The 24,335-nt window shown below is 74.7% G+C and carries 17 protein-coding genes; 9 read left to right on the forward strand and 8 right to left on the reverse strand.

The genetic code is table 11. The features are described 5' to 3' along the window. Positions 1-610 precede the first annotated feature (610 nt). Together AC3IX6_RS31965 and AC3IX6_RS31970 are read left to right on the forward strand one after the other, a co-directional pair. Positions 611-1,534, forward strand: coding sequence for a hypothetical protein (locus AC3IX6_RS31965; protein WP_489366777.1), 924 nt, complete (start codon positions 611-613; stop codon positions 1,532-1,534). A gap of 109 nt (positions 1,535-1,643) precedes the next feature. Beyond that, positions 1,644-6,305, forward strand: coding sequence for a hypothetical protein (locus tag AC3IX6_RS31970; RefSeq protein WP_489366778.1), 4,662 nt, complete (start codon positions 1,644-1,646; stop codon positions 6,303-6,305). A 54-nt stretch (positions 6,306-6,359) separates the two neighbouring features. On the opposite strand, the gene AC3IX6_RS31975 is transcribed toward AC3IX6_RS31970, so the two are convergent. Continuing rightward, positions 6,360-6,833: a hypothetical protein gene (locus AC3IX6_RS31975; protein WP_489366779.1), complete on the reverse strand. Its 474-nt coding sequence runs from the start codon at positions 6,831-6,833 to the stop codon at positions 6,360-6,362. 359 nt (positions 6,834-7,192) lie between these two features. Here AC3IX6_RS31975 and AC3IX6_RS31980 point away from each other — a divergent pair, with 359 nt between their 5' ends. The 4 genes from AC3IX6_RS31980 to AC3IX6_RS31995 are packed head-to-tail and all read left to right on the forward strand — an operon-like array spanning position 7,193 to position 11,798. Next, positions 7,193-10,306, forward strand: a complete 3,114-nt coding sequence (locus AC3IX6_RS31980; protein ID WP_489366780.1) for a sensor histidine kinase — start codon at positions 7,193-7,195, stop codon at positions 10,304-10,306. Further along, entirely contained in the window at positions 10,303-10,740 is a 438-nt protein-coding gene (locus AC3IX6_RS31985) for a roadblock/LC7 domain-containing protein (RefSeq protein ID WP_243341589.1), read from the forward strand. Before AC3IX6_RS31980 ends, AC3IX6_RS31985 begins: the two co-directional genes overlap by 4 nt. A gap of 10 nt (positions 10,741-10,750) precedes the next feature. Beyond that, on the forward strand, positions 10,751-11,194 hold the full coding sequence (locus tag AC3IX6_RS31990) for a DUF742 domain-containing protein (protein WP_489366781.1): 444 nt from the start codon (positions 10,751-10,753) through the stop codon (positions 11,192-11,194). Continuing rightward, positions 11,175-11,798 (forward strand): GTP-binding protein, encoded by a 624-nt coding sequence (locus AC3IX6_RS31995; protein ID WP_489366782.1) that lies wholly within the window; start codon positions 11,175-11,177, stop codon positions 11,796-11,798. Before AC3IX6_RS31990 ends, AC3IX6_RS31995 begins: the two co-directional genes overlap by 20 nt. A 444-nt stretch (positions 11,799-12,242) precedes the next feature. Here the strand turns inward: AC3IX6_RS31995 and AC3IX6_RS32000 are convergent, their stop codons facing one another. The 4 genes from AC3IX6_RS32000 to AC3IX6_RS32015 form a co-directional block, all read right to left on the reverse strand. Beyond that, the gene (locus AC3IX6_RS32000) at positions 12,243-13,442 is read right to left on the reverse strand and encodes a lipid-transfer protein (RefSeq protein ID WP_489366783.1); all 1,200 of its coding nucleotides are present in this window, start codon (positions 13,440-13,442) and stop codon (positions 12,243-12,245) included. Next, complete coding sequence (locus AC3IX6_RS32005) at positions 13,439-13,879, reverse strand: Zn-ribbon domain-containing OB-fold protein (RefSeq protein WP_489371622.1); 441 nt, start codon at positions 13,877-13,879, stop codon at positions 13,439-13,441. The genes AC3IX6_RS32000 and AC3IX6_RS32005 overlap by 4 nt, the downstream gene beginning before the upstream one ends. A 64-nt stretch (positions 13,880-13,943) precedes the next feature. Then, complete coding sequence (locus tag AC3IX6_RS32010) at positions 13,944-14,324, reverse strand: Mpo1-like protein (protein ID WP_489366784.1); 381 nt, start codon at positions 14,322-14,324, stop codon at positions 13,944-13,946. 13 nt (positions 14,325-14,337) lie between these two features. Further along, positions 14,338-15,063: a M15 family metallopeptidase gene (locus AC3IX6_RS32015; RefSeq protein ID WP_489366785.1), complete on the reverse strand. Its 726-nt coding sequence runs from the start codon at positions 15,061-15,063 to the stop codon at positions 14,338-14,340. 416 nt (positions 15,064-15,479) lie between these two features. On the opposite strand from AC3IX6_RS32015, the gene AC3IX6_RS32020 reads away from it, so the two are divergent. Further along, entirely contained in the window at positions 15,480-15,998 is a 519-nt protein-coding gene (locus tag AC3IX6_RS32020; protein ID WP_489366786.1) for an NUDIX domain-containing protein, read from the forward strand. A gap of 90 nt (positions 15,999-16,088) precedes the next feature. Here the strand turns inward: AC3IX6_RS32020 and AC3IX6_RS32025 are convergent, their stop codons facing one another. Then, the gene (locus tag AC3IX6_RS32025) at positions 16,089-18,704 is read right to left on the reverse strand and encodes a glycoside hydrolase family 31 protein (protein WP_489366787.1); all 2,616 of its coding nucleotides are present in this window, start codon (positions 18,702-18,704) and stop codon (positions 16,089-16,091) included. A 249-nt stretch (positions 18,705-18,953) separates the two neighbouring features. Here AC3IX6_RS32025 and AC3IX6_RS32030 point away from each other — a divergent pair, with 249 nt between their 5' ends. Together AC3IX6_RS32030 and AC3IX6_RS32035 are read left to right on the forward strand one after the other, a co-directional pair. After that, complete coding sequence (locus AC3IX6_RS32030; RefSeq protein WP_489366788.1) at positions 18,954-20,933, forward strand: acetoacetate--CoA ligase; 1,980 nt, start codon at positions 18,954-18,956, stop codon at positions 20,931-20,933. 70 nt (positions 20,934-21,003) lie between these two features. Continuing rightward, on the forward strand, positions 21,004-21,921 hold the full coding sequence (locus AC3IX6_RS32035; RefSeq protein ID WP_489366789.1) for a DUF8829 domain-containing protein: 918 nt from the start codon (positions 21,004-21,006) through the stop codon (positions 21,919-21,921). Positions 21,922-22,024: 103 nt separating this feature from the next. On the opposite strand, the gene ptsP is transcribed toward AC3IX6_RS32035, so the two are convergent. Both ptsP and AC3IX6_RS32045 read right to left on the reverse strand, forming a co-directional pair. Then, positions 22,025-23,695: a phosphoenolpyruvate--protein phosphotransferase gene (ptsP, locus tag AC3IX6_RS32040; RefSeq protein ID WP_489366790.1), complete on the reverse strand. Its 1,671-nt coding sequence runs from the start codon at positions 23,693-23,695 to the stop codon at positions 22,025-22,027. Positions 23,696-23,769: 74 nt separating this feature from the next. After that, a complete protein-coding gene (locus tag AC3IX6_RS32045) occupies positions 23,770-24,219 on the reverse strand; it encodes a PTS sugar transporter subunit IIA (RefSeq protein WP_250751358.1) in 450 nt (149 codons plus the stop codon). Positions 24,220-24,335: the final 116 nt, after the last annotated feature.

Below are 24,335 nucleotides of genomic sequence, written 5' to 3' on the forward strand. Positions count from 1 at the left end.
GAGGCCTTGCTTCGGGCTCCGTGTGTACGGCCGCGTCCGGCCGGGGCCGGGGCGTTGCCGGGGTGGCCGGCCGCGCAGCCAGGGTCGTAGGCGGCAGCATCCGTGAGGCCCGTTGCCCCGGACCCGACGGGGCCCCGGCCACGTACGTCGTCCAGTGCCCGGGCGTCCCGTCCCCGACGCGGGTGACGACCCCCGTCACCGGGGCGGAGCCCCTGCCGGCCCGGTCCCACCGGGGGGTGTGGGGGCTCGCCCCCGCTTTCGGGAAGGGGCGGGGCGGGGCAAGAACCGTCCCCGCCGCCCCCACGACCGGCCCCGCTGCCGCTGCCGCTGCCGCTGGCTCCGGTCCCGCCGCTGGGCCCACCGGGCCCACCGGGCCTACCTGGTCCACCCGGTCCACCCGGCCTACCTGGCCTACCTGGTCCATCTGGTCCACCCGGCCCCCCGAGCCCGCCCGGCCCGCCGAGCCCGCCGGGCCTGCGCACGCCGGCGTCGGACCTGTCGCGGGGCGGCCCGCGCACGCCGGGCCGCGAGCCGCCGGGCCGCACAACGCCCGTGCCGGGCACCCCCGCACCCGGTACCCCCGCACCCGCACCACCGAGGAGATCCACCCGTGAGCGACCACCACGCCGAGCAGCACCCCGCGTGGAGCGAGCCCGACGCGCACGAGGCCCCGACTCCGGTCCAGGCCCCGCAGGGACCCGCCCCGCAGGGCCCCGTGACCCCGGCGGACGCCGCGGACGCGGCCCGGCTCGTGGCGTTCGGGCTCCAGCCCAAGCTGCTGCCCGCCCGCGACGCGGAGTACGCCGAACTGCTGCGCCGCTACCGCGAGGACTCCGCCTTCGCCCGGCTCGCCGACGCCGTCGCGACGGGCCTCGGCCTCGTCGTCCTGGAGGTGTCCTCCCGCGCGGGCATGGCCGTGGCCGCCGGTGAGGACTCCGTCTTCGCCGTCCGCATGGGCGACTACGCCCGCCGCACCACCGCCGACTCCGCGGACCGCTTCCTGCACGGCCTCGCCCACCTCGCCGTAGCCGCCCTGGCCTTCCCCCGCCCCGAGGACCTGGCCGACGACGGCTACATCGGCCGGATCACCGTCAACGGCGTCGATGCCTTCGTCCGGCAGACCTGCCGCCGCCTGGAGGAGCGCGCCGAGGAACTCGGCGAGAACACCGACCCGGCCTCCGACGCCCCCGGCCTGGAGGCCGCCTGGCGGGTCTACGCCCGCCGCAGCGCGACCGGCGCCACCAAGGACGCCCGCCGCCTGGCCGGTTCCACCACCGGCATCGTCGGCAAGGCCGCCGCCTTCCTCACCGACTCCGGCTTCCTCCAGCGCACCGGGGACGAGGCCGGAGGCACGTACCGCACCACCCCCCGCTACCAGCTCCAGGTCCGTGACATGGCGGGCAGCGCGGCCATGGCCGAGCTCCTCGACCTGGGCGTCGTCCCCGTCAGCGACGGCTCCGCGAGCCTGCTGCCGCCGCCCGAGGGCGACGACCTCGAACTCGCCGCCGACGCGGGCCTGCCCTTCCACCCCTGAGCCGCCCCGACAGCCCACCCGCCTCCCGCCACCCACCGCCCGCTTCCGGCCACCGGCCCCCGCCACCCGTCCCCGTACGACCTACGAAAGACCACGAGAGTCCGCCGCCATGTACGAGCTGTCCCGGATCCGCCTCTACTCCATCGGGCCCGCCGGCGCGCGCTACGCCGACACCGTGCTCGACCTGCGCGGAGTCGGCGAGCCGGTGCCCCACCCGGCGCCCACCCAGGCGGAGTTCTTCGAGGACGAGCCCACCGGCCCGCCGCGCCGCCCCGCGCCCGCGGGCGTGCTCTTCCTGGAGAACGGCGGCGGCAAGTCGGTCCTGCTCAAGCTGATCTTCTCGGTGATGCTGCCCGGCCACCGCAACACCCTGGGCGGCGCCAGCTCCGGCGTCCTGCGCAAGTTCCTGCTGGCCGACGACTGCGGCCACGTGGCGCTGGAGTGGCAGCACACCCAGACCGGCGAGTGCGTGGTCGTCGGCAAGGTCAGCGAATGGCGCGGCCGCCAAGTCTCCAACGACCCGCGCAAGTTCGCGGAGGCCTGGTACTCCTTCCGCCCCGGCCCCGGCCTCAGCCTGGACAACCTCCCGGTGGCCGAGGCCACTTCGGTGCGCCCGCCGGTGGAAGGCGCCTCCGGCGCCCAGGGGCGGCGCCGCACCATGAAGGGCTTCCGCGACGCCCTGACCGAAGCCGGCAAGGCGTACCCGCACCTCGAGGTGTACTTCGAGGAGATCCACGACCGCTGGAACGAGCACCTCACCGAGCTCGGCCTCGACCCGGAACTCTTCCGCTATCAGCGCGAGATGAACGCAGACGAGGGCGAGGCCGCCGGCCTCTTCGCGGTCAAGAAGGACTCCGACTTCACCGACCTGCTGCTGCGCGCCGTCACCGACACCCGGGACACCGACGGCCTCGCCGACCTCGTCCACGGCTTCGGCAACAAGCTCGGCCGGCGCGCCGAGCTGATGGCCGAACGGGAGTTCACCGCGGGCTCCGTGGACCTCCTCACGAAGATCGTCGAGGCCGCCGCGGCCCGCTCCCGGATGCGCGACGTCCACGCCGGCGCCGAACGCCGCACCCGCACCCTCGCCCGGCGCCTGTCCGCCCGCGCCGGCGAGGAGCGCGGCCGCGCCGCCGACCTCGCGCAGCGGGTCACCGCAGCCGCCCACCAGGTCACCGCCGCCGAGTCCGCACGCACCCGCAGCGCCGCCGTCTCGGCCGAACTCGCCTACCGGCACGCCTCGCTGGCCCTGACCGTCGCCGACAAGGCGGCCGCCGCGCAGCGCCGCGAACTCCTCGAAGCCCGCACCCTGCACTCCGCCTGGCAGGCCGCCGAGCACGTCCTGCGCCACCGCTCAGCCGCCGACCGCTCCGCCCGGGTCGCCGCCGCGATCCTGGAGGCCGAGCGGGACGCCGCCCCGGCGCTCGCCGCCCGGGCCACCGCCGCCACCGAGCTCGTACGGGCCCTGCACGCCGCCGCCGAGCAGGGCGAGCGGGCCGCCAACGAGGAGGAGGAGCGCTCCGCCGTCCTCCAGGAGACCGGCGAGTCCTCCCACCGCGCCGCCACCGCCGCCGCCACGGCCGCCCAGCGCGCCCGCAGCGAGGCCGAGCACCTGCGCGCCCGCCTCGCCGAGGTCCAGCAGGAGACCGCCGAGGCCGTCCGGGCCGGCTGGCTCGACGACTCCGCCCCCGACGCCGACCCGGCGCGCGCCGCGCTGGCCGCCGCCGACGCGGAGAAGACGGCCGTGGCCGCCTGGGACGAGTCCCGCGAGGCCTCCCGCTCAGCCGCCGAGGCCGCCCGCGAGGCCGCCGCGGCGGAATCCCGCGCGGAACTCACCGCCGCCCGTGCGGCGGACGCCGCCGACGCGGCCGAGGCCGCCCACGACGCCGAGCACCGGGCCGCCGCCTCCCTCGCCGGGGCCCCGCGGCTGGCCGCCCTCCTGGGCGCCCCGTCGGCCCCCGGCACCGCGGACGCCCCCGCCGCCGCGCAGGACCCCGCCACGGGCTCGGGCACGGGCACCGCGCCGGGCACGCCCGGGAACGCCGCCACCGCCGGCTGGCTCACCGTCGAGGACCTCGACCGGGGCGCCGACGAACTGCGCGACCTGCTGACCCGCGGAGTCGCGGCCGCCGAACGCCAGCTCTTCGATCTGCGCACGGCCGCCGCCGACGACTCCCGCATCCTCGGCGCCCTCGGCGACGGCGGACTGCTGCCGCCCGGCCCCGACGTCCTCGCCACCGTCGAGTTCCTCGGCGAGCACGGCATCCCGGCCCTCCCCGGCTGGCGTTACCTCGCCCAGTCGGTGGATCCGGTCGATCACGCCGCGGTCCTCGCCGCCCGCCCCGAGCTCGTCGACGGCGTGATCATCACCGACCCCGACACCCACTCCCGGGCCCGCGAGGTCCTCTCCGGCGCCGCCCTGCTGCCCCGCTCCACGGTCGCCGTGGGCACCGCCGCGGCCCTGCTGGCGCCGGTTCCCCCGGCCGGTGACGCCGAGGGGTCCGGCATTTTCATCGTGCCGCCGAACCCGGCCATGCACGACGAGCACGCCGCCGACGAGGAGCGCCAGGCGCTGCGCGCCCGGGCCACGGCCCGCGACACCGAGATCCGCGAGCTCGCCGCCCGCCTGTCCGGCGACCGCGAGCTCGCCGCCCGGCTGCTGTCCTGGCGCACCAGCTGCCCGCCCGGCCGCCTCGCCGAGCTCGCGGAGCAGGCCGCCGCCGCCCGCGGCTTCGCCGAGGAGACCGACGCCGAGCTCGCGGAGGCCCGTACCGTACGCGCCGAGGCCGACGAGGCCGCCGCCGACGCCGCCCGCGTCCGCGACGAGCGCCAGGACACCGCCCAGCGCGCACGCCGGGTCGCGGACGCCCTCGCGGGCCTCGCCTACCGGCTGCGCGAGCGCGCCGGCTGGCAGACCAAGCTGCGCGAACTCGCCGACGACGCCGCCGAGTCCGAGGCCCGCGCCGAGGTCTGCCTCGACCGGGCCCGGGCCGCCGACGAGGACCGCCGCGCCGCCCAGCGCGCCGCCGACGACGCCCGCCGCACCGCCCGCGCCCTGCGCGCCGAGCGCGCCGAGATCGCCGGAGCCCCCGATCCGCTGCCCGAGGGCGACGGCACGGCCAAGGCGCCGCTCCCGGCGCTGCGCGAGGCCTACCGCGCCGCCTCCCAGCTCTACGAGAAGGTCGGCGTCGGCGCCGACCTGCGCTCCGAACAGGCCCGCGCCGAGAGCGACGAGAGCGTGGCCCTCGCCGAGCTCGACCGCCTCACCAACAAGGTGCGTACCCGCGCCGCCCAGCTCCTCGAAGGCACCGACGGAGCCGACGGCCCCTCCCGGCAGGCCGCGGCCGCCCGGGCCGAGGCCCTCGTACAGATGCTGGAGACCCGTGCCTCCACCGCGAGCGAGCAGCTCGGCCGGCTGCGCGGCGAGGCCGAACGGCACGCCCCCGCCGAGGGCGAGGCCCACACCGAGCTGCCCGAGGAGCTGATCCCCGACAACGTCGAGGAGGCCCAGGCCAGGCTCCGCACGGCCACCGCCCAACTCGCCGCCCACACCGCCGCCGTGGAGTCCGCCCGCGCGGCCCACGCCGACCTGTTGCGCGCCCACCGCACCGCCGAGGAGGGCGCCGGCGGCTTCGACGAGACCGCGGCCATGCTCCGCGACCTCCTGCGGGACCACACCCACCAGGAGGACGAGCAGGAGCCGGTGGCCCACCCGGGCAGCCTGGAGGAGGCCCGCCAGTCGGCCACCGAGGCCCGCCGCTCGCTACGGGGCTGCGCCGCCGACCTGTCGGCCGCCGAGGCCGCCGTCCGCGAGGCGAGCGACATCCTGGTCCGGCACGCCAACGCCAACCGCTACGAGCAGGTGCGCACCCCCGCGCGCCAGCAGATCCGTGAACTGCCCGCCTCCGCCCTGCCCGAGCACGCGGCGGCCTGGGCCGTCGCCTTCGCCCCCCGGCTGCGCGTCCTCACCGACGAGCTCGCGCAGCTGGAGCGCAACCGCGACAGCATCGTGGACCGGCTGCGCGGCCTCGTGGAGTCGGCCCTGGCCACCCTGCGCTCCGCCCAGCGGCTCTCCCAGCTCCCTGAGGGTCTGGGGGAGTGGTCGGGCCAGGAGTTCCTGCGCATCCGCTTCGAGGAGCCCGACCAGGCCACCCTCACCGAGCGGCTCGGCGAGGTCATCGACGAGGCGACCCGCGGCGCCCTGAAGAAGAGCAGCACCGCCACCTTCGGCGAGGGCCGCCGCGACGGCATGTCGCTGCTGCTGCACGGGGTCTCGGCGGCCCTGGAGCCCAAGGGCATCGCGGTGGAGATCCTCAAGCCCGACGCGGTGCTCCGCGCCGAGCGGGTCCCGGTGGGCCAGATGGGCGACGTGTTCTCCGGCGGCCAGCTGCTCACCGCCGCGATCGCGCTGTACTGCACGATGGCGGCGCTGCGCAGCAACGACCGGGGCCGGGACAAGCACCGGCACGCGGGCACGCTCTTCCTCGACAACCCGATCGGGCGCGCGAACGCCACGTACCTGCTGGAACTCCAGCGGGCCGTCTCGGACGCCCTCGGCGTCCAGCTGCTCTACACCACGGGCCTGTTCGACACCACGGCCCTCGCCGAGTTCCCGCTGGTCATCCGGCTGCGCAACGACGCCGACCTGCGCGCGGGGCTCAAGTACATCAGCGTCGAGGAGCACCTGCGCCCCGGCCTGCCGCAGCAGTTCGCGGACGGGGAGACGATCCACGGCGAGATCACGGCGACCCGCATGTACCGCCGCAGTTAGGCCCCGCGGAGCGCCCGGCCGGCCGTGCACCTCAGCCCCGGCCGGGCGGTCCCCTCAGCCCCGCCCCGTGCTCGTCCCCGTCGGCGGCGGCCAGATGCCGGTCGCCTCGCCGCGCACGGGCGCCCGGGGCGGCAGCGGAGGCGCCGAGCGGGCCTCCCGGCGGGCCCTGCGGCGCTCGCGCCGCCGGCCCCGCGCCGTGCTGCTGGGCTCCGAGAGGACCCCGTAGCGCTGGTTCCACGCCTGCCGGGTGATCAGCACGTCGAGCACGCCCCACGTGGCCACGACCGTCCCCGCTATCGCGACCAGCGACAGCGGAAGGCCCAGCCAGGAGCCGGTGACCGTCAGGAAGAAGGCGATCGTCGCGTCCGTCAGCGTCACGGCGACGATCAGCACCGCCCGCACGGCGGACCTCCGCACCGGGTCCGGCATGCGCCGCCGTCCCGTCGGCTGGTCCACCCACAGGACCCGCCCCCGCTGCGCCCCGGGCCCCGCGCCGTCGTCGCCATCGTCCTCGTACCTCTTCGCCATGGTCGGCTCCCTCCCCTCCTCGCGGCCGCTCATGCCCGCCCCGAACAGGTAGACGCGCGAAGCGGCCGAGAGATTCCCGGATCCCGGACGCGCCGGACGCCCCGAAGTATCGCGGAACGAAGAATTCCAGCCATCCATTCCGCTACGGGAACCGAGGCCCCACCGAGTGTCATCTGCCACATATCGGGCCGCACTTCACCGGATCTATCGGACAACTCGTGATCTTCGTCCAGGGGTCAGGCCGAAAACGTCCGGACAGGCCTTCGAAGGTTCACTGTGGCAGTAGTAGGCTCACGCCGTTTAAATGACGGAACACCAACCCCCGGTAACGGGGTTGAGCTGGGGAGGCTGGGGAGGCCATGCGCTTTCGCGGGAAGTCCATCCGCCGGAAGATCGTGGCGTTGCTCCTTGTGCCGCTCGTCTCCCTGACCGCCCTCTGGGGCTTCGCAACGGTGATCACCGGCCGCCAGGCCGTCCAACTGCTCGGTGTCGCCTACGTCATCGACAAGGTCGGCTACCCGGTGGAGGACGTCGTCCGCGTCATCCAGAAGGAGCGCCGCCAGACCCTCGTGGTCATCGGCGACCCGCGCGCCTCCAACGCCACCACGGAGCTGGCCAAGAGCCGTGCGGCCACCGACGAGGCGGTGGAGAGGATCTCCGCCGACGCCAAGGACCCCGAGGTCGTCGACGAACTCACCCCGTCGACCGCCCGGCACCTGAACTCCATCCTCGAAGCCTTCCGCAGCATCGGAGCGCTGCGCGGCGCGGTGGACGGGGGCTCCGTCGACACCAACCAGGCGCTGGAGCTCTACAACCGGCTCGTGGACCCCTGCTACGACTTCCTCATGAACCTCCACGCGCTCCAGGACGTGGAGATGGACAAGCAGGGCCGCGCCCTCGTCGGCATCACCCGTGCCCGCGAGACGCTCTCCCGCGAGGACGCCCTCGTCGCCGGGGCCCTGGCCGCCCGCAACGTCAGCCAGGCGGACATCCGGCACGTCTCCGACTTCGTGGCGAACCGCAAGCTGCTCTACGAGTTCAACCTCGCGATCCTCCCCGCCGCCGACCGGGAGCAGTTCGAGCAGTACTGGAACAACCCGGAGAGCCGCGCCCTGCGCGAGGCGGAGGAACGCTTCCTCGTCCAGGGCGCGACCCACAGCCCGCGCAACGTGACCGCCGTCCAGTGGGACCAGGCCACCGGCAAGGTGCTCGAAGACCTCGCCGTCATGGGCACCGCCGCGGGCGACCGCTACCAGAAGCGCGTCGAGCCCGTCGCCATGGACGTGCTGGTCCAGGCCGCCCTCGCCGGAGTGCTCGGGTTCATCGCCCTCGTCGTCTCCCTCGTCCTGTCCGTGCGCATCGGCCGGGACCTGATCCGCGACCTCTCCCGGCTCCGCAAGGAGGCCCACGAGGTCTCCGGCATCCGCCTCCCCGGCGTGATGCGCCGCCTCGCCGCGGGCGAGCACGTGGACGTGGAGACCGAGGCCCCCCGGCTGGAGTACGAGAAGGACGAGGTCGGCCAGGTCGGCCAGGCCCTCAACACCCTCCAGCGCGCGGCCATCGAGGCCGCCGTCAAGCAGGCGGAGCTCCGTCGCGGCGTCTCCGAGGTGTTCGTCAACCTGGCCCGCCGCAACCAGGTGCTGCTGCACCGCCAGCTCACCCTGCTCGACACCATGGAGCGGCGCACCGAAGACACCGAGGAGCTCGCCGACCTCTTCCGCCTCGACCACATGACCACCCGCATGCGCCGCCACGCCGAGGGCCTGGTGATCCTCTCCGGCGCCGCGCCCTCCCGCCAGTGGCGCAAGCCCGTCCAGCTGATGGACGTCGTACGGGCCGCCGTCGCCGAGGTGGAGGACTACGAGCGGGTCGAGGTGCGCAGGCTGCCGCGCCTGGGCATCGCCGGCCCGGCCGTGGCCGACGTCACCCACCTCATCGCCGAACTCCTGGAGAACGCCACCGTCTTCTCCCCGCCGCACACGGCGGTCCAGGTGCTCGGCGAGCGCGTGGCCAACGGCTTCACCCTGGAGATCCACGACCGGGGCCTCGGCATGACCCCCGAGGCGCTCTTCGACGCGAACCTCCGGCTCACCGAGACCTCCGAGTTCGAACTCTCCGACACCGACCGGCTCGGCCTGTTCGTCGTCAGCCGGCTCGCGCACCGGCACGAGGTCAAGGTCCGGCTCCAGATCAGCCCCTACGGAGGCACCACCGCGGTGGTCTTCCTCCCGGTGGCCCTGCTCACGGAGGCCCCCGAGACCAACGGCACCGGCATCCGGCTGGCCGGTGGCAGGGTGTCCGGAGGCGCGGTGGGCTCCGCCCGCCCGAAGGCCGTCGCCGAGGGCAACGGCGCCGACCGCCGGCTCCCGGCCGGCGCCGAACTGCGCGGCCCCGTCGAGCTGGAGGCCCCGATCGGCATGCTGGGGCTGGACGAGCCCGTCCCGGCCCCCGAGGACGTCCCCACCGGCATCGCGGGCTCCACGGGGCCCATCGGGCTCACCGGGGTCTCCGGAGCCAAGGGCAGGCCCGCCATGGCCACCCTCGACGACGAGACCCCGCCGAACGGCATCTCGCGCAACTCCCTGCTCGGCCTGCGCCCGGCCTCCCGCCCGCACACCGACCGGCACACCGACCGCGGCGGCCCCCGCAAGGGCGACCGCAGCGCCGACCGCATGGGCGAGCGGGCCGCCGACGGCTCCGGCGACCGCGCGGGCCTCTGGAAGGGCGACCGGTCCACCGAGGCCCCCGCCGAGCGGGGCGGCGCCCGGCTCGGCGAGGGCTTCCGCGACCGCAGCCGTGACCGCCGCGACCGCGACCACCGGGACCGTGACCACCGCGAGCGGGAGCCCCTGCCGCCCACCGGCCCGGTCCGCCTGGAGCCGGCGCGCGCGGACTCCGTCCGTCCCGACGGCGCCCGCTCGCCCGGCGCCGTCCCGCTCCCGCGCCGCCGTCCCGCCCCGACCCTGGTGGCCGAGCACGGCCGCCGCGTGGAGCCCCGCCCCGTATCGGCGGTCCCCGACCCCGCACAGGAGGGCCCGATCCCGAACGGCCCGGTCCCGAACGGCCCGGTCCCGAACGGCCCGATCCCGAACGGCCCGGCACACTCCGGGACGGCACACCCCGGCCCGGCACACCCCGCGACGGGCGGATCCGCCGGGGCGACCCTGCCCCGGCGGATCCGCCAGGCCAGCCTCGCGCCCCAGCTCAAGGACGGCCCGGCCCCGGCACCCGCCGGAGCCGCCGCCGACCCGGTGGCCGACCGCGACGCCGAGGAGGTGCGCCGGCGCATGTCCTCGCTCCAGCGCGGCTGGACCGCGGGCCGCGACCACCACGCCCGGCAGCAGGCGGAGCAGACCACGCACGCCGACCAGACGCAGCAAGCGCAGCAGAACGCACCACACCAGTCCGTGACCGGGCCCGGCACTCCTGCCGCCACCGGTCCCGGAAGCGAGAACGAAGGGGACGGTCGATGACCGCACCGCAGTCCGGCAACGACACCAGGGGCCGTGGCTCCGGCCCCCTCAACTGGCTCCTCGACGAGCTCGTCGACCGGGTCGCCAGCATCCGCAAGGCGGTGGTCCTCTCGGGCGACGGCCTGCCCACCGGCAGCTCCAAGGACCTCACCCGGGAGGACAGCGAGCACCTGGCCGCGGTGGCCTCCGGTTTCCACAGCCTCGCCAAGGGCGTCGGCCGCCACTTCGACTCGGGCCGGGTCCGCCAGACCGTCGTAGAGCTGGACGAGGCGTTCCTCTTCGTCATGGCGGCCGGCGACGGAAGCTGCCTGGCGGTGCTCGCCGACGCCGACTCCGACGTCGGCCAGGTCGCGTACGAGATGACCCTCATGGTCAAGCGGGTCGGTGACCACCTGGCGACCGCCCCGCGCACCGGGCTGCCAGCCGGAGGGTGAGTCGGACGGCATGAGCGATCCAGGCCAGGACCACCCCGCCCACCCGCCCGGCACCGCCGACGCGGCCTCCGACGGCGCCGCCGAGCAGTGGTTCGACGACGACGCGGGTCCGGTGGTGCGTCCGTACGCGATGACCCGCGGCCGGACCAGCCACGCCGGACAGCACCGCCTCGACCTGATCGCGCTGGTGGTGGCCGAGTCCGCGGCCGACGACCCGGTCTGGGACACGACGCTGTCCCCGGAACACGCCGACATCCTCGGGCTCTGTCTGCTCCGCCCGCAGTCCGTCGCGGAGCTCGCGGCCGAACTCGACCTCGCGGTCGGGGTCGTACGCGTCCTGATCGGCGATCTCGTCGACGACGAACTGGTGCACGTGACCCGGCCGGTCCCCCCGGCCGAACTGCCCGACGAATCCATTCTGCGTGAGGTGATCGATGGCCTTCGGGCGCTCTAGCCGCACCGGCGCCATGCATGCCGTGACGCCGGTCGAGCCGCTGACCCTGAAAATCCTGGTCGCGGGCGGTTTCGGGGTGGGCAAGACCACCCTGGTCAGTGCGGTGAGCGAGATCAGACCGCTCCGGACGGAGGAACGCCTCTCCGAGCCGGGCCGGGCCATCGACGACACCGGGGGAGTGGAGGGCAAGAGCACCACCACGGTGGCCATGGACTTCGGGCGCATCACCCTGCGCGAGGACCTGGTGCTGTACCTGTTCGGCACCCCCGGACAGGACCGCTTCTGGTTCCTGTGGGACGAGCTGGCCCAGGGCTCGCTCGGTGCCGTGGTCCTCGCGGACACCCGGCGGCTCTCCGACTGCTTCGCCGCCATCGACTACTTCGAGCGCCGCGAGATCCCCTTCGTGGTCGCCGTGAACTGCTTCGACGGAGCCGAGCAGTACCCCGTGGTGACCGTACGGGAAGCCCTGGACCTCGTTCCCGAGGTACCGGTGCTGCTGTGCGACGCACGGGACCGGGAGTCGGTGAAGGACGTCCTGGTGGGGGTCGTGGAGCACGCGATGACCCTGGCCAGGGCCCGCCGCCAGAGCCTGACGGCGCCTTAGGCCGTCTCTTTCGGATCTTGCCGGTCAGGCCCGCGTCGTCCGGTGCCGTGCCTCGGTGTGCTGCCGGGGCTGCCGCGTACTGGACGTACTCGGGTGCCTCGGCAGTGCGGCGAGGTGCGGTGCCGGGCGGCGCGGGCCAGGCAAGATCCGAAAGAGACGGCCTAGGGCCTGTCGGACCGGGCCGCGACATGGAGGCGGCCCGTACCCCCGCCGACTGGGGTACGGGCCGCAGCTCTCATGGGGGGATCCGGTGTCCCGGTGGCGGCGCGGGACCGTGGAGAGAGTGTGAACCCGCCACTGGGGGCCGTCAAGCATTCGGACAGCAGCCGCAGTTCAGCGGCGCACCGGGCGCCGAGCGGCCCAGGAGAACCGCCCGGCGCACGGCGATGACGCCCCTCGGCGCACGCTGACGACTGCCTCTCGGCACACGCCGACGAGGGCCGCTCAGCGCACGGCGACGACCGCCGAGCCGTGCCCGAACAGGCCCTGGTTCGCGGTGATTCCGGCCCGCGCCCCCGCCACCTGCCGCTCCCCGGCCGTGCCCCGGAGCTGCCAGGTCAGCTCGCACACCTGCGCGATGGCCTGCGCCGGCACCGCCTCCCCGAACGACGCTAGCCCACCGCTGGTGTTGACCGGGATCCGGCCGCCCAGCGCGGTCGCGCCCTCCCGCACGAGCTTGGCCCCCTCGCCCTCGCCGCACAGGCCGATGTCCTCGTACCACTCCAGTTCCAGCGCGGTGGACAGGTCGTAGACCTCGGCGAGCGAGAGGTCGTCCGGCCCGAGCCCCGCCTCCTCGTACGCGGCCCGCGCGATCGAGGCCCGGAAGGAGCCGGCCCCCGCCACCCCGGCCGTCACCGAGTCGGTGGCGATGTCCGGCAGGTCCAGGACCGTACGGGGATACGTGGGCGTCACCGTGGACACGGCCCGGATCCGCACCGGGTCCGCGACTCCCCGCGAGCGGGCGAAGTCCATGCTGCTCAGGACGAGCGCCGCGCCCCCGTCGGAGGTGGCGCAGATGTCGAGCAGCCGCAGCGGATCGGCGACGATCGCCGAGGCGGCCACCTCCTCGGCCGTCACGGCCTTGCGGTAGCGGGCGTTCGGGTTGAGCAGCCCGGCCGCCGCGTTCTTCACCTTGACCTGCGCGAAGTCCTCACCGGTGTCCCCGTACAGGGCCATCCGGCGCCGGGCGTACAGCGCGAAGTACGCCGGGTTGGTGGCCCCCAGGACCCGGAAGCGCAGCCAGTCCGGGTCGTCCGGCCGGTCCCCGCCGGCAGGCGCGAAGAACCCCTTCGGGGCGGCGTCCGCCCCGACCACCAGCACCACGTCGGCGAGCCCGGCCAGAATCTGCGCCCGGGCCGCGCCGATGGCCTGGGCGCCGGACGCGCAGGCCGCGTACACGCTGGTCACGCGTGCGCCCTGCCAGCCCAGTGCCTGCGCGAAGGTGGCTCCGGCCACGTAGCCGGGGTAGCCCGACCGCACGGTGTCGGCCCCCACGATGGACTGCACGTCGGTCCAGTCCAGCCCGGCGTCGGCGAGCGCGGCCCGCGCGGCGGCCCGCCCGTACTCGACGAAGCTGCGGCCCCACTTGCCCCACGGGTGCATGCCCGCCCCGAGGACGGCGATGTCGGCGACGGCGGCGCTCATCCGGCCACCACCCCCACGGGCCGGAACTGCCAGGTGGTCCAGGCGGTGCCGTCGGCATCCTCGTTCAGCACGCCGCCGACCACCTCGACCTCCATCCCGACCGCCAGATCGCCGACACCCACCCCGGGCACCGCCTGCCCGAGCACGACCATCCCCTCGGCCTCCAGCTCCACGGCGACCAGGGTGTACGGGGTCCAGGACGCGTCCGGGTCGGACACGTACGGCGCGGGCGGCCGGTACCGCCCGTCCGTGTAGGACCAGACCCGGCCGCGCGGGGACAGCGGGGTCTCGGCGAGCTCGCCGCCGCCCGGGCAGTGCGGATTGCGACAGTACGTGTCCTCGCGCGGGAAGAACACGGCGGCGCAGGCGGAGCACCGGGTGCCGAGCAGACGGAATCCGCCGTCCGCCTCGTCCCCGGTGAACCACCCGCTGACCACGGGTGTGCGTGTGCGTTCCAAGACCCCTCCCGAAACCGATATCTGACGAACCGTCAGAAGTCTGTCAGGGAACGAGCGGGAGCGCACCCCCGGGAGCGCAGTCCTCGCACGGGTTCTCGGCGAGCCACTTCCGCGCGATCTCGCCGAGCTCCGCGTCCCGCCCGGCCAGCATCATCCGGATCATCTGCGCGTCCCCGCGCAGCGACCAGGCCGGATTGCCGAAGGTGGCCGGGTTGTTCCGCTCGATCAGGAAGTGCGCCGGCCACGCCGTCCCGTACCCGATCAGGGGGAGCGCGGCCAGGTACCGCTTCCGGCCGCGGGCCAGCCCGTAGACGGTGAGGGCGAGGCCGGAGAGGGTGCCGGTGAGGTGGATCCAGCGGGTGGCGGCGCGGGAGTGCATGGCGACGTAGTAGGGCCAGAACTCCTCGTAGGAACTGAATGTCATGCGGGCACGGTACTCAGCGGTGCACGGAGGCGACAGAGACGGGAAAATCGAAGTACGTGTCCGGGAACGCCTCCGGTGCGTACGTGAAGTGCCACCACTCCTGGGGCAGGTTCACGAACCCCTGCCGACCGAGCACCCGCCGCAGGAGGTCCCGGTGCTCACGGGCCGGACCCGTCACCCGCGGGCTGTCGGTGTGCGCGAGCGGATCGAAGAAGTCGAAGGGCGTCCCCATGTCCAGGGGCCCCCGGCCCACCTCCGTCAAGGTCACGTCGACGGTGCTGCCCCGGCTGTGCCCGGACCTCTCGGCGATGTACCCCTCCGGGATCAGCCGGTCCTTGGCCACCTCCGGATAGAACTCCGCCTTGGTCCGCTGATCCGACCCGTCCCGGGCCCAGCGCACGAACCGGTCCACGGCCCGCTGCGGCCGGTAGCAGTCGTACACCAGCAGCGAGTACCCGCGCCGCAGCACCTCCCGCTGCGCCCGCCGCAGCGCCTCGGCGGCGGGCCGGGCGAGCAGACAGACGGGCTCGTCGTAGCCGTCCACGACCGCCCCGGTGAAGTTCCGCGACGTGGCGTACCGCATCTCCTGCCCGATGCTCGCATCCACCTCGGCGACTGCAACGAACCCCCTGGCCGCCCCGGCCCGCCCGGGCGAGCCCGCCCCACCGTCCACCGCTCCGGGTCCGACCGCCACCCCCGGCGTGCCCGCCACGCCCACCGCGCGTGGCGCAGTTCCCACTCCGGGCGCAGCCTCCGCGCCTGGCGCAGCCGCTGCTCTGGGCGCACCCGGCGCCCCGGGCGCTCCCGGCGCTCCCGGCGTGCTCGACACATCCGCCGTGCCCACCGTCCCCGGCGCAGCCACTGCTCGTGGCGCGGCCACCGTCCCCGGCGCGGCCACCGTCCCCGGCGCGGCCGCCGCCCCCGACGAGCCCGGCACGCCGATCACGCCTGGCGCAGCCGCCATGCCGGGCCTGGGCGCCGAGCCAGGCGCAGCCACCGCTCCGGGCGTGCCGGGTGCCCCCGGCGCACCCATCGTCCCCGGCGCGGCCAGCGCTCCCGGCGCTCCCGGCGTGACCACCGCCGCCGCCATTCCCAGCGCGCCCACCCATCCCGCAACGACCGCCATCCTCATGTCCCTTGGCATACCATCGCCGCATGCCGGCGCACCTGAAGGACTCGCACTGCTCCGCCTGTGGAGCCCTGTTCGATTCGACCGAATGGCCCCGTACCTGCCCCTCGTGCGGCGCGGTCGCCTACCGCAACCCCCTCCCGGTCGCCGTCGCCCTGCTCCCGGTCGAGGACGAGCTCGGCACCGGCCTCGTGGTCATCACCCGCACCATCGAGCCCGCCCGCGGCGGCATCGCCCTGCCCGGCGGGTTCATGGACTTCGGCGAGGACTGGCGCGAGTCCGTCGTCCGCGAACTCCGCGAGGAGACCGGCATCCACGCCCCCGCCTCCGAGGTCGTCCTCGCCGACACCCTCAGCTCCCCGGCCGGCCACCTGCTCGTCTTCGGCCTGCTGCCCGTCCGCCCGGCCGCCTCCCTCCCGGCGTCGGCCCCGACCGACGAAACCACCGGCTGGCACATCCTGCGCGGCCCGGAGCAACTGGCCTTCCCGCTCCACACGAAGGCCGCCGGGGCATGGTTCGAGGGCCGGTACGCGCGTACGACCTAGAGGGTGTGCCGGACGCCGCTCCCTGATCCGGCCCGACCGGCAGGGCACCCACCAAGGGCGGCCGGCCCCGACCGCTCCGCCCCGTCCACCTCAGAGCCCCCGCAGCACCACCCCGTCCACCCGCTCCCCGGCCTCGTCCTCCACCACCACCGCGTCCCCGGACCACCGCACCACGTACCGTTCCACCTCGCCCGGCTCGAAGCCCGGCCCCGGGTCCCGGATCACCACCCCGCCGCCCGTGCGGCCCCGCGCCGGCGCCCACGCCTCCAGGGCCACCGACCCGTCGGCCGCCCGCACCGGCAGCAGCGCGCCGGCCCGGGCCAACACGGGGATCCGGTCCGCCGGGGCCTCCAGCAGGATCTGGCCCGGCCCCTCGTACGCCCGGCCCGTCGCCGTGTCGTACCAGCGCCCGCGCGGCAACCGCACTGCCCGCCGGTCCGACCCGCACTCCAGCACCGGAGCCACCAGCAGGGCGTCACCGAGCAGGAACGCGTCCTCGCAGTCCCGTAGCGCCCGGTCCTCCGGCGCACCCCACCACAACGGCCGCACGTACGGGGCCCCGGTCCGCCGCGCCAGATGGGCCAGGGTCACGAAGTACGGCCGCAGCCGCTCCCGTTCCGCCAGGAGGGACCGCGCGGCCCGGGTGGTCTCCTCCCCGAACTCCCACGGCTCCCGGCGCCCGGCGAAGATCGCCGAGTGGGTCCGGAACAGCGGCAGGTACGACCCCAGTTGCAGCCACCGCAGGTACAACTCCGGTGAGGGCGAACCCCAGAAGCCGCCGATGTCCGGCCCCGAGTACGGCACCCCGCACAGCCCGAGGCCCAGCACCAGCGCCAGCGAGGCCCGCAGCCCGTCCCAGCTGCTCTCCACGTCGCCCGACCACGTGCCCCCGTACCGCTGCATCCCCGCCCACCCCGACCGGGAGAAGAGGAACGGCCGCTCGGCCGGGCGCAGCCGTACGAGTCCCTCCCAGCCGGCGCGCGCCATCGCGAGGGCGTACACGTTGTGCGCCTCCCGGTGGTCCCCGCCGGCCCCGTCCAGCGCGTGCCGCGCGGAGCGGGGGAGCGTCCGTTCCCCGAACGGGGCGAAGGAGACCGGCTCGTTCATGTCGTGCCAGACCCCGGCGAAGCCCTGCGCGAGCCGCTCCTCGTACAGCCCGCCCCACCATCGCCGCACCGCCGGATCCGTGAAGTCCGGGTACGCGCACTCGCCCGGCCACACCTCGCCCCGGACCTCCCGGCCCGCCCCGTCCCGTACGAACGCCCCGTGCGCGCCGACCCCGAGCCCCGCCGCGTGCACCGGGTCGCCGGCCTTCACCGCCGGATCGACGATGGAGACCAGCCGGACCCCACCGTCCGCCAACTCCCGCGCCAGCCCCGGCAGATCAGGGAACCGCTCGCGGTCCACGGTGAAGACCCGGTGGCCGTCGTAGTGGTCGATGTCCAGATGTACGGCCGACAGGGGCAGCCCGTGCTCGGCGTACCCCGCCACGATCCGGCGCACCTCCGCCGCGCTCCCGAACCCCCACCGCGCGTGCTGGTACCCGAGCGCCCACTCCGGAGGCACCGCGGCCCCGCCCGTCAGCCCGGACCAGCCCTGCAGCACCCGCCCGGGCGGCCCCACCAGCACCCAGCAGCGCAACGGGCCGCCCTCCATGCGAAGTTCGCAGGAACCGGGCCGGTCCGCCCCCGAGCCCGCGCCCTCCTCTCCCTCCCGCAACACCACCCGCCCGTCCCAGGAGTTGTCGTGGAACACCAGGTGCGTGCCCGCGTCCGCGACCACCAGCTGCACCGGCATCGTGATGTACAGGGGCTCCTCGCCGGACCCGGACCCGAACCCGCCCTCGGGATCGGTGTTCCACAGCCGGTAGCTCCCGTCCCGCAACCGCGGCCCCACCGCCCGCCCGCCCAGCCCGAACACCCGCGCGTCCGCCGCCACCTCACTCCGCAACAACCACCGCGAGCCCCCACCCCCGCGACCCGTACCGCCGTCTCCGCGACCCGTACCGCTGTCCCCGCCGCCCGTGCCACTGACGCCGCCCGCTCCCGCACCGCCGCCCGGCCCGCTCGCTCCGTCCCCGCCGCCCGTACCCGGAGCTGCGCCCGCGTCGCCGACGCGCCCGCCCGCTTCCTCGGCCCGCCCCATACCCCCGGCTCCGTCGGCGCCGGCCCCGGCACCGCCGTCCGTTCCGCCCGCGCTCCCCTGCCCCGCCGCACCGCCCCCGAACCCGGCGGATCCCACCCGTACCGGGTCCCACCACCGCGGCGGCAGGTCCCGCCGCAGCACCGTCCCGCCAGGGGTGCGCACCTCCACCGCCCCGTGCCGGGACACCGCCACCGTCACGCGTTCGGACACCACCCGCCACCCGCCGTCGGTGTCCGGCTCCAGCTCGGCGCGCGGATCGGGCTCCGGCCCGCTGCCCACCACCGCGTACGAGGGCGTCGGCGCGGCACCGTCCCAGCCCCAGAACACCGCCCCGCCCACGGCGACCCGGACCAACAGCTCCGAACGGGTGAACCGGAGCACCCCGCCGCCCGGCCGGGCCTCGGTACCGGTCAGCAGACCCGGCACCCGCGCCCGCTCCGCACCCCGGGGCGCGAGCCCCGCCGCGTCCACGCGCCGGTTGCGCCACGCGGAGCGCCACGCGCGCCGCCCCCGCTCGTCGCCGAGGTCCTTCACCGCACGCACCAGCCCACGACCGTCCATGGCGCCCACCCTGCCACCGCCACCCGGCCCAGAAGGCGCCGTTCAACTGCCGTTCACCCGCAAAAGGATCACCGCCGACCGTCGATGACGGCTCTGGTGCGGATGTCGATCACATGGCATCGTCCCTGTGAGCCCCCGTGCGCACACCCCGCGCGCGATGGCACCGTACGAACAGCACATGTCACACCACACGCCAGACCACGACACGCCCACGAAGCGCGAACCGCAGACGTGACCGGGAGCCGACGCATGACCGCAGCAGCCACCTCCTCCGAGCCCCTCTGGTCCCCGGGCCCCGACCGGATCGCCGCGGCCCGGATCACCGCCTTCCAGGCCTGGGCCGCCGAACACCACGGCGCCCCCGCGGACGGCGGCTACCCGGCCCTGCACAGCTGGTCCGTCGACGCGCTGGACAGCTTCTGGCAGGCGGTCGCCGAGTGGTTCGACGTACGGTTCACCACCCCGTACGAGGCCGTCCTCGCGGACCGCTCCATGCCGGGCGCGGTCTGGTTCAAGGGCGCCACCCTCAACTACGCCGAGCACGCCCTGCGCGCCGCCGAGGACCCGGCCCGCGCCGCCGACGCGGCCCTGCTGCACGTGGACGAGACCCACGAGCCCACCCCCGTCACCTGGGCCGAGCTCCGCCGCCAGGTCGGCTCGCTCGCCGCCGAACTGCGCGCCCTGGGCGTGCGCCCCGGCGACCGGGTCAGCGGCTACCTCCCCAACATCCCCGAGGCCGTCACCGCACTCCTCGCCACCGCCGCCGTCGGCGCCGTCTGGACCTCCTGCGCCCCCGACTTCGGCGCGCGCAGCGTCCTGGACCGCTTCCAGCAGGTGGAGCCGGTGGTCCTCTTCACCGTCGACGGCTACCGCTACGGCGGCAAGGAGCACGACCGCCGCGACACCGTCGCCGAACTGCGCGCCGAGCTCCCCTCGCTGCGCGCCGTCGTCCACATCCCGCTCCTCGGTACGCCGGCCCCCGCGGGCGCCCTGGAATGGTCGGCGCTCACCGCGGCCGAGACCGAGCCGGTCTTCGAGCCGGTCCCCTTCGACCACCCGCTCTGGGTCCTCTACTCCTCCGGCACCACCGGCCTGCCCAAGGCCATCGTCCAGTCGCAGGGCGGCATCCTCCTCGAACACCTCAAGCAGCTCGGCCTGCACTGCGACCTGGGCCCCGAGGACCGCTTCTTCTGGTACACCTCCACCGGCTGGATGATGTGGAACTTCCTCGTCTCCGGCCTGCTCACCGGAACCACCGTCGTGCTCTACGACGGCAGCCCGGGCTACCCCGACACCGGTGCCCAATGGCGCATCGCGGAGCGCACCGGGGCCACGCTCTACGGGACCTCCGCCGCCTACGTGATGGCCTGCAGCAAGGCGGGGGTCCACCCCTCCCGCGACTTCGACCTCTCGGCCGTGAAGTGCGTGGCCACCACCGGATCCCCGCTGCCGCCCGACGGCTTCCGCTGGCTCCACGACGAGGTGGCCGAGGACCTCTGGATCGCCTCGGTCAGCGGCGGCACCGACGTCTGCAGCTGCTTCGCCGGCGCCGTCCCCACCCTCCCGGTCCACATCGGCGAGCTCCAGGCCGCCTGCCTGGGCACGGACCTCCAGGCCTGGGACCCCTCCGGCAAGCCCGTCACCGGCGAGGTCGGCGAGCTCGTCGTCACCAACCCCATGCCGTCCATGCCGATCCGCTTCTGGAACGACCCGGACGGCAGTCGCTACCGCGACAGCTACTTCGAGATGTTCCCCGGCACCTGGCGCCACGGGGACTGGATCACGATCACCGACCACGGCTCCGTGGTCATCCACGGCCGCTCCGACTCCACGCTGAACCGCCAGGGCGTCCGGATGGGCTCCGCGGACATCTACGAGGCGGTCGAGCGACTCCCGGAGATCAAGGAATCGCTGGTCATCGGCCTGGAAGAGCCGAACGGCGGGTACTGGATGCCGCTCTTCGTCCACCTCGTGCCCGGCGCCGTCCTCGACGACGCCCTCCGCTCCCGGATCAAGGCCACGATCCGCGAGGAGCTCTCCCCGCGCCACGTCCCCGACGAGGTCATCGAGGTCCCCGGCATCCCCCACACCCTCACCGGCAAGCGCATCGAGGTCCCGGTCAAGCGCCTCCTCCAGGGCGCTCCCATGGCCAAGGCGGTCAACCCCGGCTCGGTGGACAACCTCGACCTCCTGCACTTCTACGAGGAGCTCGCCCGCACCCGCGGCTGACGCGAGCGGCCACTGTCAGTGGCCGTGATTACTCTGAGTGAGCAAGTGATCGCGCCACTCAGGGGGAACCATGCCACGCTCGAACGACACCGGGACCGCCACCACCACGGGGCGTCCCGCCCGCACCGGCAGGCGCCGCACCCTGCGCCGCGAAGTCCCCAGCACCGTCGGCGTCCTGGCCGACGCCGGGGACTTCGCAGCCATGCGCGGGTACCGCAGCTTCACCTTCGACGACCACCGCGACTACCTGGACCACGTGGACCGGCTGCTCCGCTCCCTCGCGGCCCAGGGCATCCACACCACCGTCGCTCTCTTCGACCCGGTGGAGTACGCCGAATTCTGCGCGGACCGCGGACTGGACCCGGACACCCCCGGTGCCCGCACCCGCTTCACCGCCGAACTGGGCGGCGCCACCGGCGGCCTCCCCTATGCCGGCCAGCCCATCGACGAACTGCTCCCGCTCCTCGTGGACGCGGCCGTCCGGCAGGCCACCTGGGAGTACGCGAGCACGCTGCTGGCCGAAGTGGGCCGGTGCGCCGACTGCGGGGAGGACATCGGGACCGCCTCCTTCGAGCGCGCCGCCGAGGCGCTCCGGCGCCTCGTGGACCGGGCCGGTCCGGGCCACCACCACCTGGTGTGCAGCGTCCCGGCGCCGGAGGAACAGCTCGTGGCGGTCCTGCACGCCGACACCGGACCCGACGGCCGGCCCCGGGTGGACGGCCGGGACGGCCTCGACTTCGTGACCGTCCTCGCCGCGGGCCTGGCACTCGGCGGGCCCGGGGGACTGGTCCTGCGCAGCACCGCCGAGGGAGACCGGGACCGGGTCCACGGCTGGCGCCTGGACCGCGGCCGCCTGGTACCCCTCTCGGCGGCGGCGGTCTTCAACGCCTACTGCACCGACGCCGACACCGGAGAGCCCGTGGGCCCCGAGCCCGGCGTCGAGTACTGCCCCGGCTACGAGGTGGACGAACCGGGCCCGCACCACTGAGCCGGGCGCACCCCGCGCGTCCGGCAACGGCCGAGGGGCCCCCGCCACCGGCGAAGGCCCCTCGAACGTCGCTCCGCACCCACCGGCGCGGTGCTTTCCCGTGCTACTCGCCGGACAGCACCGCCTGGGCGGCCACCCGGGCCTCCTCGGCGGTGTCCGTGGCACGCGCGGCGGCAGCCGCACGCTCGCACTGCGCGAGGGTGTACTTGGCCAGCGTCGCCCGCACGTAGGGAATCGAAGCGGCACCCATCGAGAGCGAGGTGACACCCAGACCCGTCAGCACGCAGGCCAGCAGCGGGTCGGAGGCGGCCTCGCCACAGACGCCGCAGCTCTTGCCCTCGGCCTTGGCGGCCTCGGCCGACATGGCGATCAGGTCGAGCAGCGCGGGCTGCCACGGGTCCTGCAGCCGCGATACGGCACCGACCTGACGGTCGGCGGCGAAGGCGTACTGGGCCAGGTCGTTGGTGCCCAGCGAGAGGAACTCGACCTCCTGGAGGATCGAGCGCGCCCGCAGCGCGGCGGAGGGGATCTCCACCATCGCACCGAACTTCGCCTTCAGACCGGCCTCGCGGCACGCGTCCGCGAACGCCTTGGCGTCGATGCGGTCGGCCACCATCGGGGCCATGACCTCGAGGTAGACCGGCAGCCCCTCGACGGCCTTGGCCAGCGCGGTGAGCTGCGTACGCAGCACGTCCGGGTGGTCGAGCAGCGAACGCAAGCCCCGGACACCCAGAGCCGGGTTCGGCTCGTCGGCCGGGGTCAGGAAGTCCAGCGGCTTGTCGGCGCCGGCATCCAGCACGCGTACGACAACACGACCCTCGGGGAAGGCTTCGAGGACCTTGCGGTACGACTCGACCTGCTTCTCCTCGGTCGGCGCGTGCTTGCTGTCGTCCAGGAAGAGGAACTCGGTGCGGAACAGGCCCACACCCTCGGCCCCGGCATCGACGGCCGCCGGCACGTCCGCCGGACCGCCGATGTTGGCGAGCAGCGGCACCTTGTGACCGTCGGACGTGGCGCCCGGGCCGGAAGAAGCGGAGAGAGCAGCCTTGCGCTCGGCGGCCGCGGCCTCCAGCTCGGCCCGCTTCGCCGCGCTCGGCTCCACGAACAGGTCGCCGGTGCTGCCGTCGACGGCGATGACCGTACCTTCGGCGATCTCACCGGCACCCGGCAGCGCCACGATGGCCGGCACGCCCAGCGCCCGCGCGAGGATCGCGCTGTGGCTGGTCGGGCCGCCTTCCTCGGTCACGAAACCGAGGACCAGCGCCGGGTCGAGCAGAGCGGTGTCGGCGGGAGCCAGGTCCCGCGCGATCAGCACGTACGGCTCGTCACTGTCGGGCACGCCCGGCATCGGCACGCCGAGCAGGCGCGCGACGATGCGGTTGCGCACGTCGTCCAGGTCGGCCACGCGGCCGGCCATGTACTCACCGGCACCGGCGAGCAGGTCACGGTAAGAGGCGAACGCGTCGTACACACCGCGCTCGGCGGTGCTGCCGACGGCGATGCGCCGGTCGACGTCCGCCATGAGCTCGGGGTCCGTGGCGATCATCGCCTGGGCCTCGAGCACGTGCTGGGCCTCGCCACCGGCCAGCTGGCCCCGGGCGATCAGGTCGGCCGATACAGCCTCCACGGCCTGACGGGCGCGCCCCTGCTCGCGCTCCGCCTCGTCCGCGGTGATCTGCTTCGCCGGCGGTTCGAGAACCGCCGTGCCCATGTGCCGAACCTCGCCGATCGCCACACCGTGGCTCACGCCGACGCCTCGCAGCGTTGTCTCCATTTCACCTGTCTCCGCTTGAGCGGCGGGTCCACCCGCCGCGTTGGATGTCCGGATCGCCCGAGCAGGCGGGTACGTCACTGCCAGCCGAAGAGGACGTCTCCGGCCTTCATGTCTCCGGCCTCGACGACATCGGTGAGGGAGTCGGCAGTCGCTTCCAGCGCCACGACGGGGCAGATGGGGGACTTGCCGGCAGCCTCGACGGCCGCGGGGTCCCAGCGAATGACCTCCTGGCCGCGGGTCACGGTGTCGCCCTTGTTGACGAGGAGCTCGAAGCCCTCGCCATTGAGCTGAACGGTGTCGATACCCAGGTGCGTCAGAACACCGTGGCCCTCGCTGTCGACAACGACGTACGCGTGCGGGTGCAGGGAGACCACTACACCGTCTACGGGGGACACAGCCGCCGAAGGCTCGCGTACGGGATCAATGGCGGTACCCGGTCCCACCATCGCGCCGGAGAACACCGGATCGGGCACTGCCGCGAGTCCGATGGCGGTCCCGGCAAGTGGGGACGTCACGCTGGTCATGGGGGCCTCCCAGGGGTGGGGCTTCGTCGTGTCGCCGTCACTACCTGTCGCGAACGGCGTACTCTCCAGAAGGATAAGTCACAAGATGTTCGGGTTCGCCCGATGTTGGTCCCGAA

It is taken from the genome of Streptomyces sp. GL_141, from assembly GCF_057834385.1.

What these genes read in the sequence shown, in the direction of transcription:
- ptsP (WP_489366790.1), bottom strand. Translation starts at nt 23,695, where the DNA reads ATGGAGACAACGCTGCGAGGCGTCGGCGTGAGCCACGGTGTGGCGATC.
- AC3IX6_RS31985 (WP_243341589.1), top strand. Translation starts at nt 10,303, where the DNA reads ATGACCGCACCGCAGTCCGGCAACGACACCAGGGGCCGTGGCTCCGGC.
- AC3IX6_RS31975 (WP_489366779.1), bottom strand. Translation starts at nt 6,833, where the DNA reads ATGGCGAAGAGGTACGAGGACGATGGCGACGACGGCGCGGGGCCCGGG.
- AC3IX6_RS31995 (WP_489366782.1), top strand. Translation starts at nt 11,175, where the DNA reads ATGGCCTTCGGGCGCTCTAGCCGCACCGGCGCCATGCATGCCGTGACG.
- AC3IX6_RS32030 (WP_489366788.1), top strand. Translation starts at nt 18,954, where the DNA reads ATGACCGCAGCAGCCACCTCCTCCGAGCCCCTCTGGTCCCCGGGCCCC.
- AC3IX6_RS31970 (WP_489366778.1), top strand. Translation starts at nt 1,644, where the DNA reads ATGTACGAGCTGTCCCGGATCCGCCTCTACTCCATCGGGCCCGCCGGC.
- AC3IX6_RS32025 (WP_489366787.1), bottom strand. Translation starts at nt 18,704, where the DNA reads ATGGACGGTCGTGGGCTGGTGCGTGCGGTGAAGGACCTCGGCGACGAG.
- AC3IX6_RS32010 (WP_489366784.1), bottom strand. Translation starts at nt 14,324, where the DNA reads ATGACATTCAGTTCCTACGAGGAGTTCTGGCCCTACTACGTCGCCATG.
- AC3IX6_RS32020 (WP_489366786.1), top strand. Translation starts at nt 15,480, where the DNA reads ATGCCGGCGCACCTGAAGGACTCGCACTGCTCCGCCTGTGGAGCCCTG.
- AC3IX6_RS31990 (WP_489366781.1), top strand. Translation starts at nt 10,751, where the DNA reads ATGAGCGATCCAGGCCAGGACCACCCCGCCCACCCGCCCGGCACCGCC.
- AC3IX6_RS32035 (WP_489366789.1), top strand. Translation starts at nt 21,004, where the DNA reads ATGCCACGCTCGAACGACACCGGGACCGCCACCACCACGGGGCGTCCC.
- AC3IX6_RS31980 (WP_489366780.1), top strand. Translation starts at nt 7,193, where the DNA reads ATGCGCTTTCGCGGGAAGTCCATCCGCCGGAAGATCGTGGCGTTGCTC.
- AC3IX6_RS32000 (WP_489366783.1), bottom strand. Translation starts at nt 13,442, where the DNA reads ATGAGCGCCGCCGTCGCCGACATCGCCGTCCTCGGGGCGGGCATGCAC.
- AC3IX6_RS32045 (WP_250751358.1), bottom strand. Translation starts at nt 24,219, where the DNA reads ATGACCAGCGTGACGTCCCCACTTGCCGGGACCGCCATCGGACTCGCG.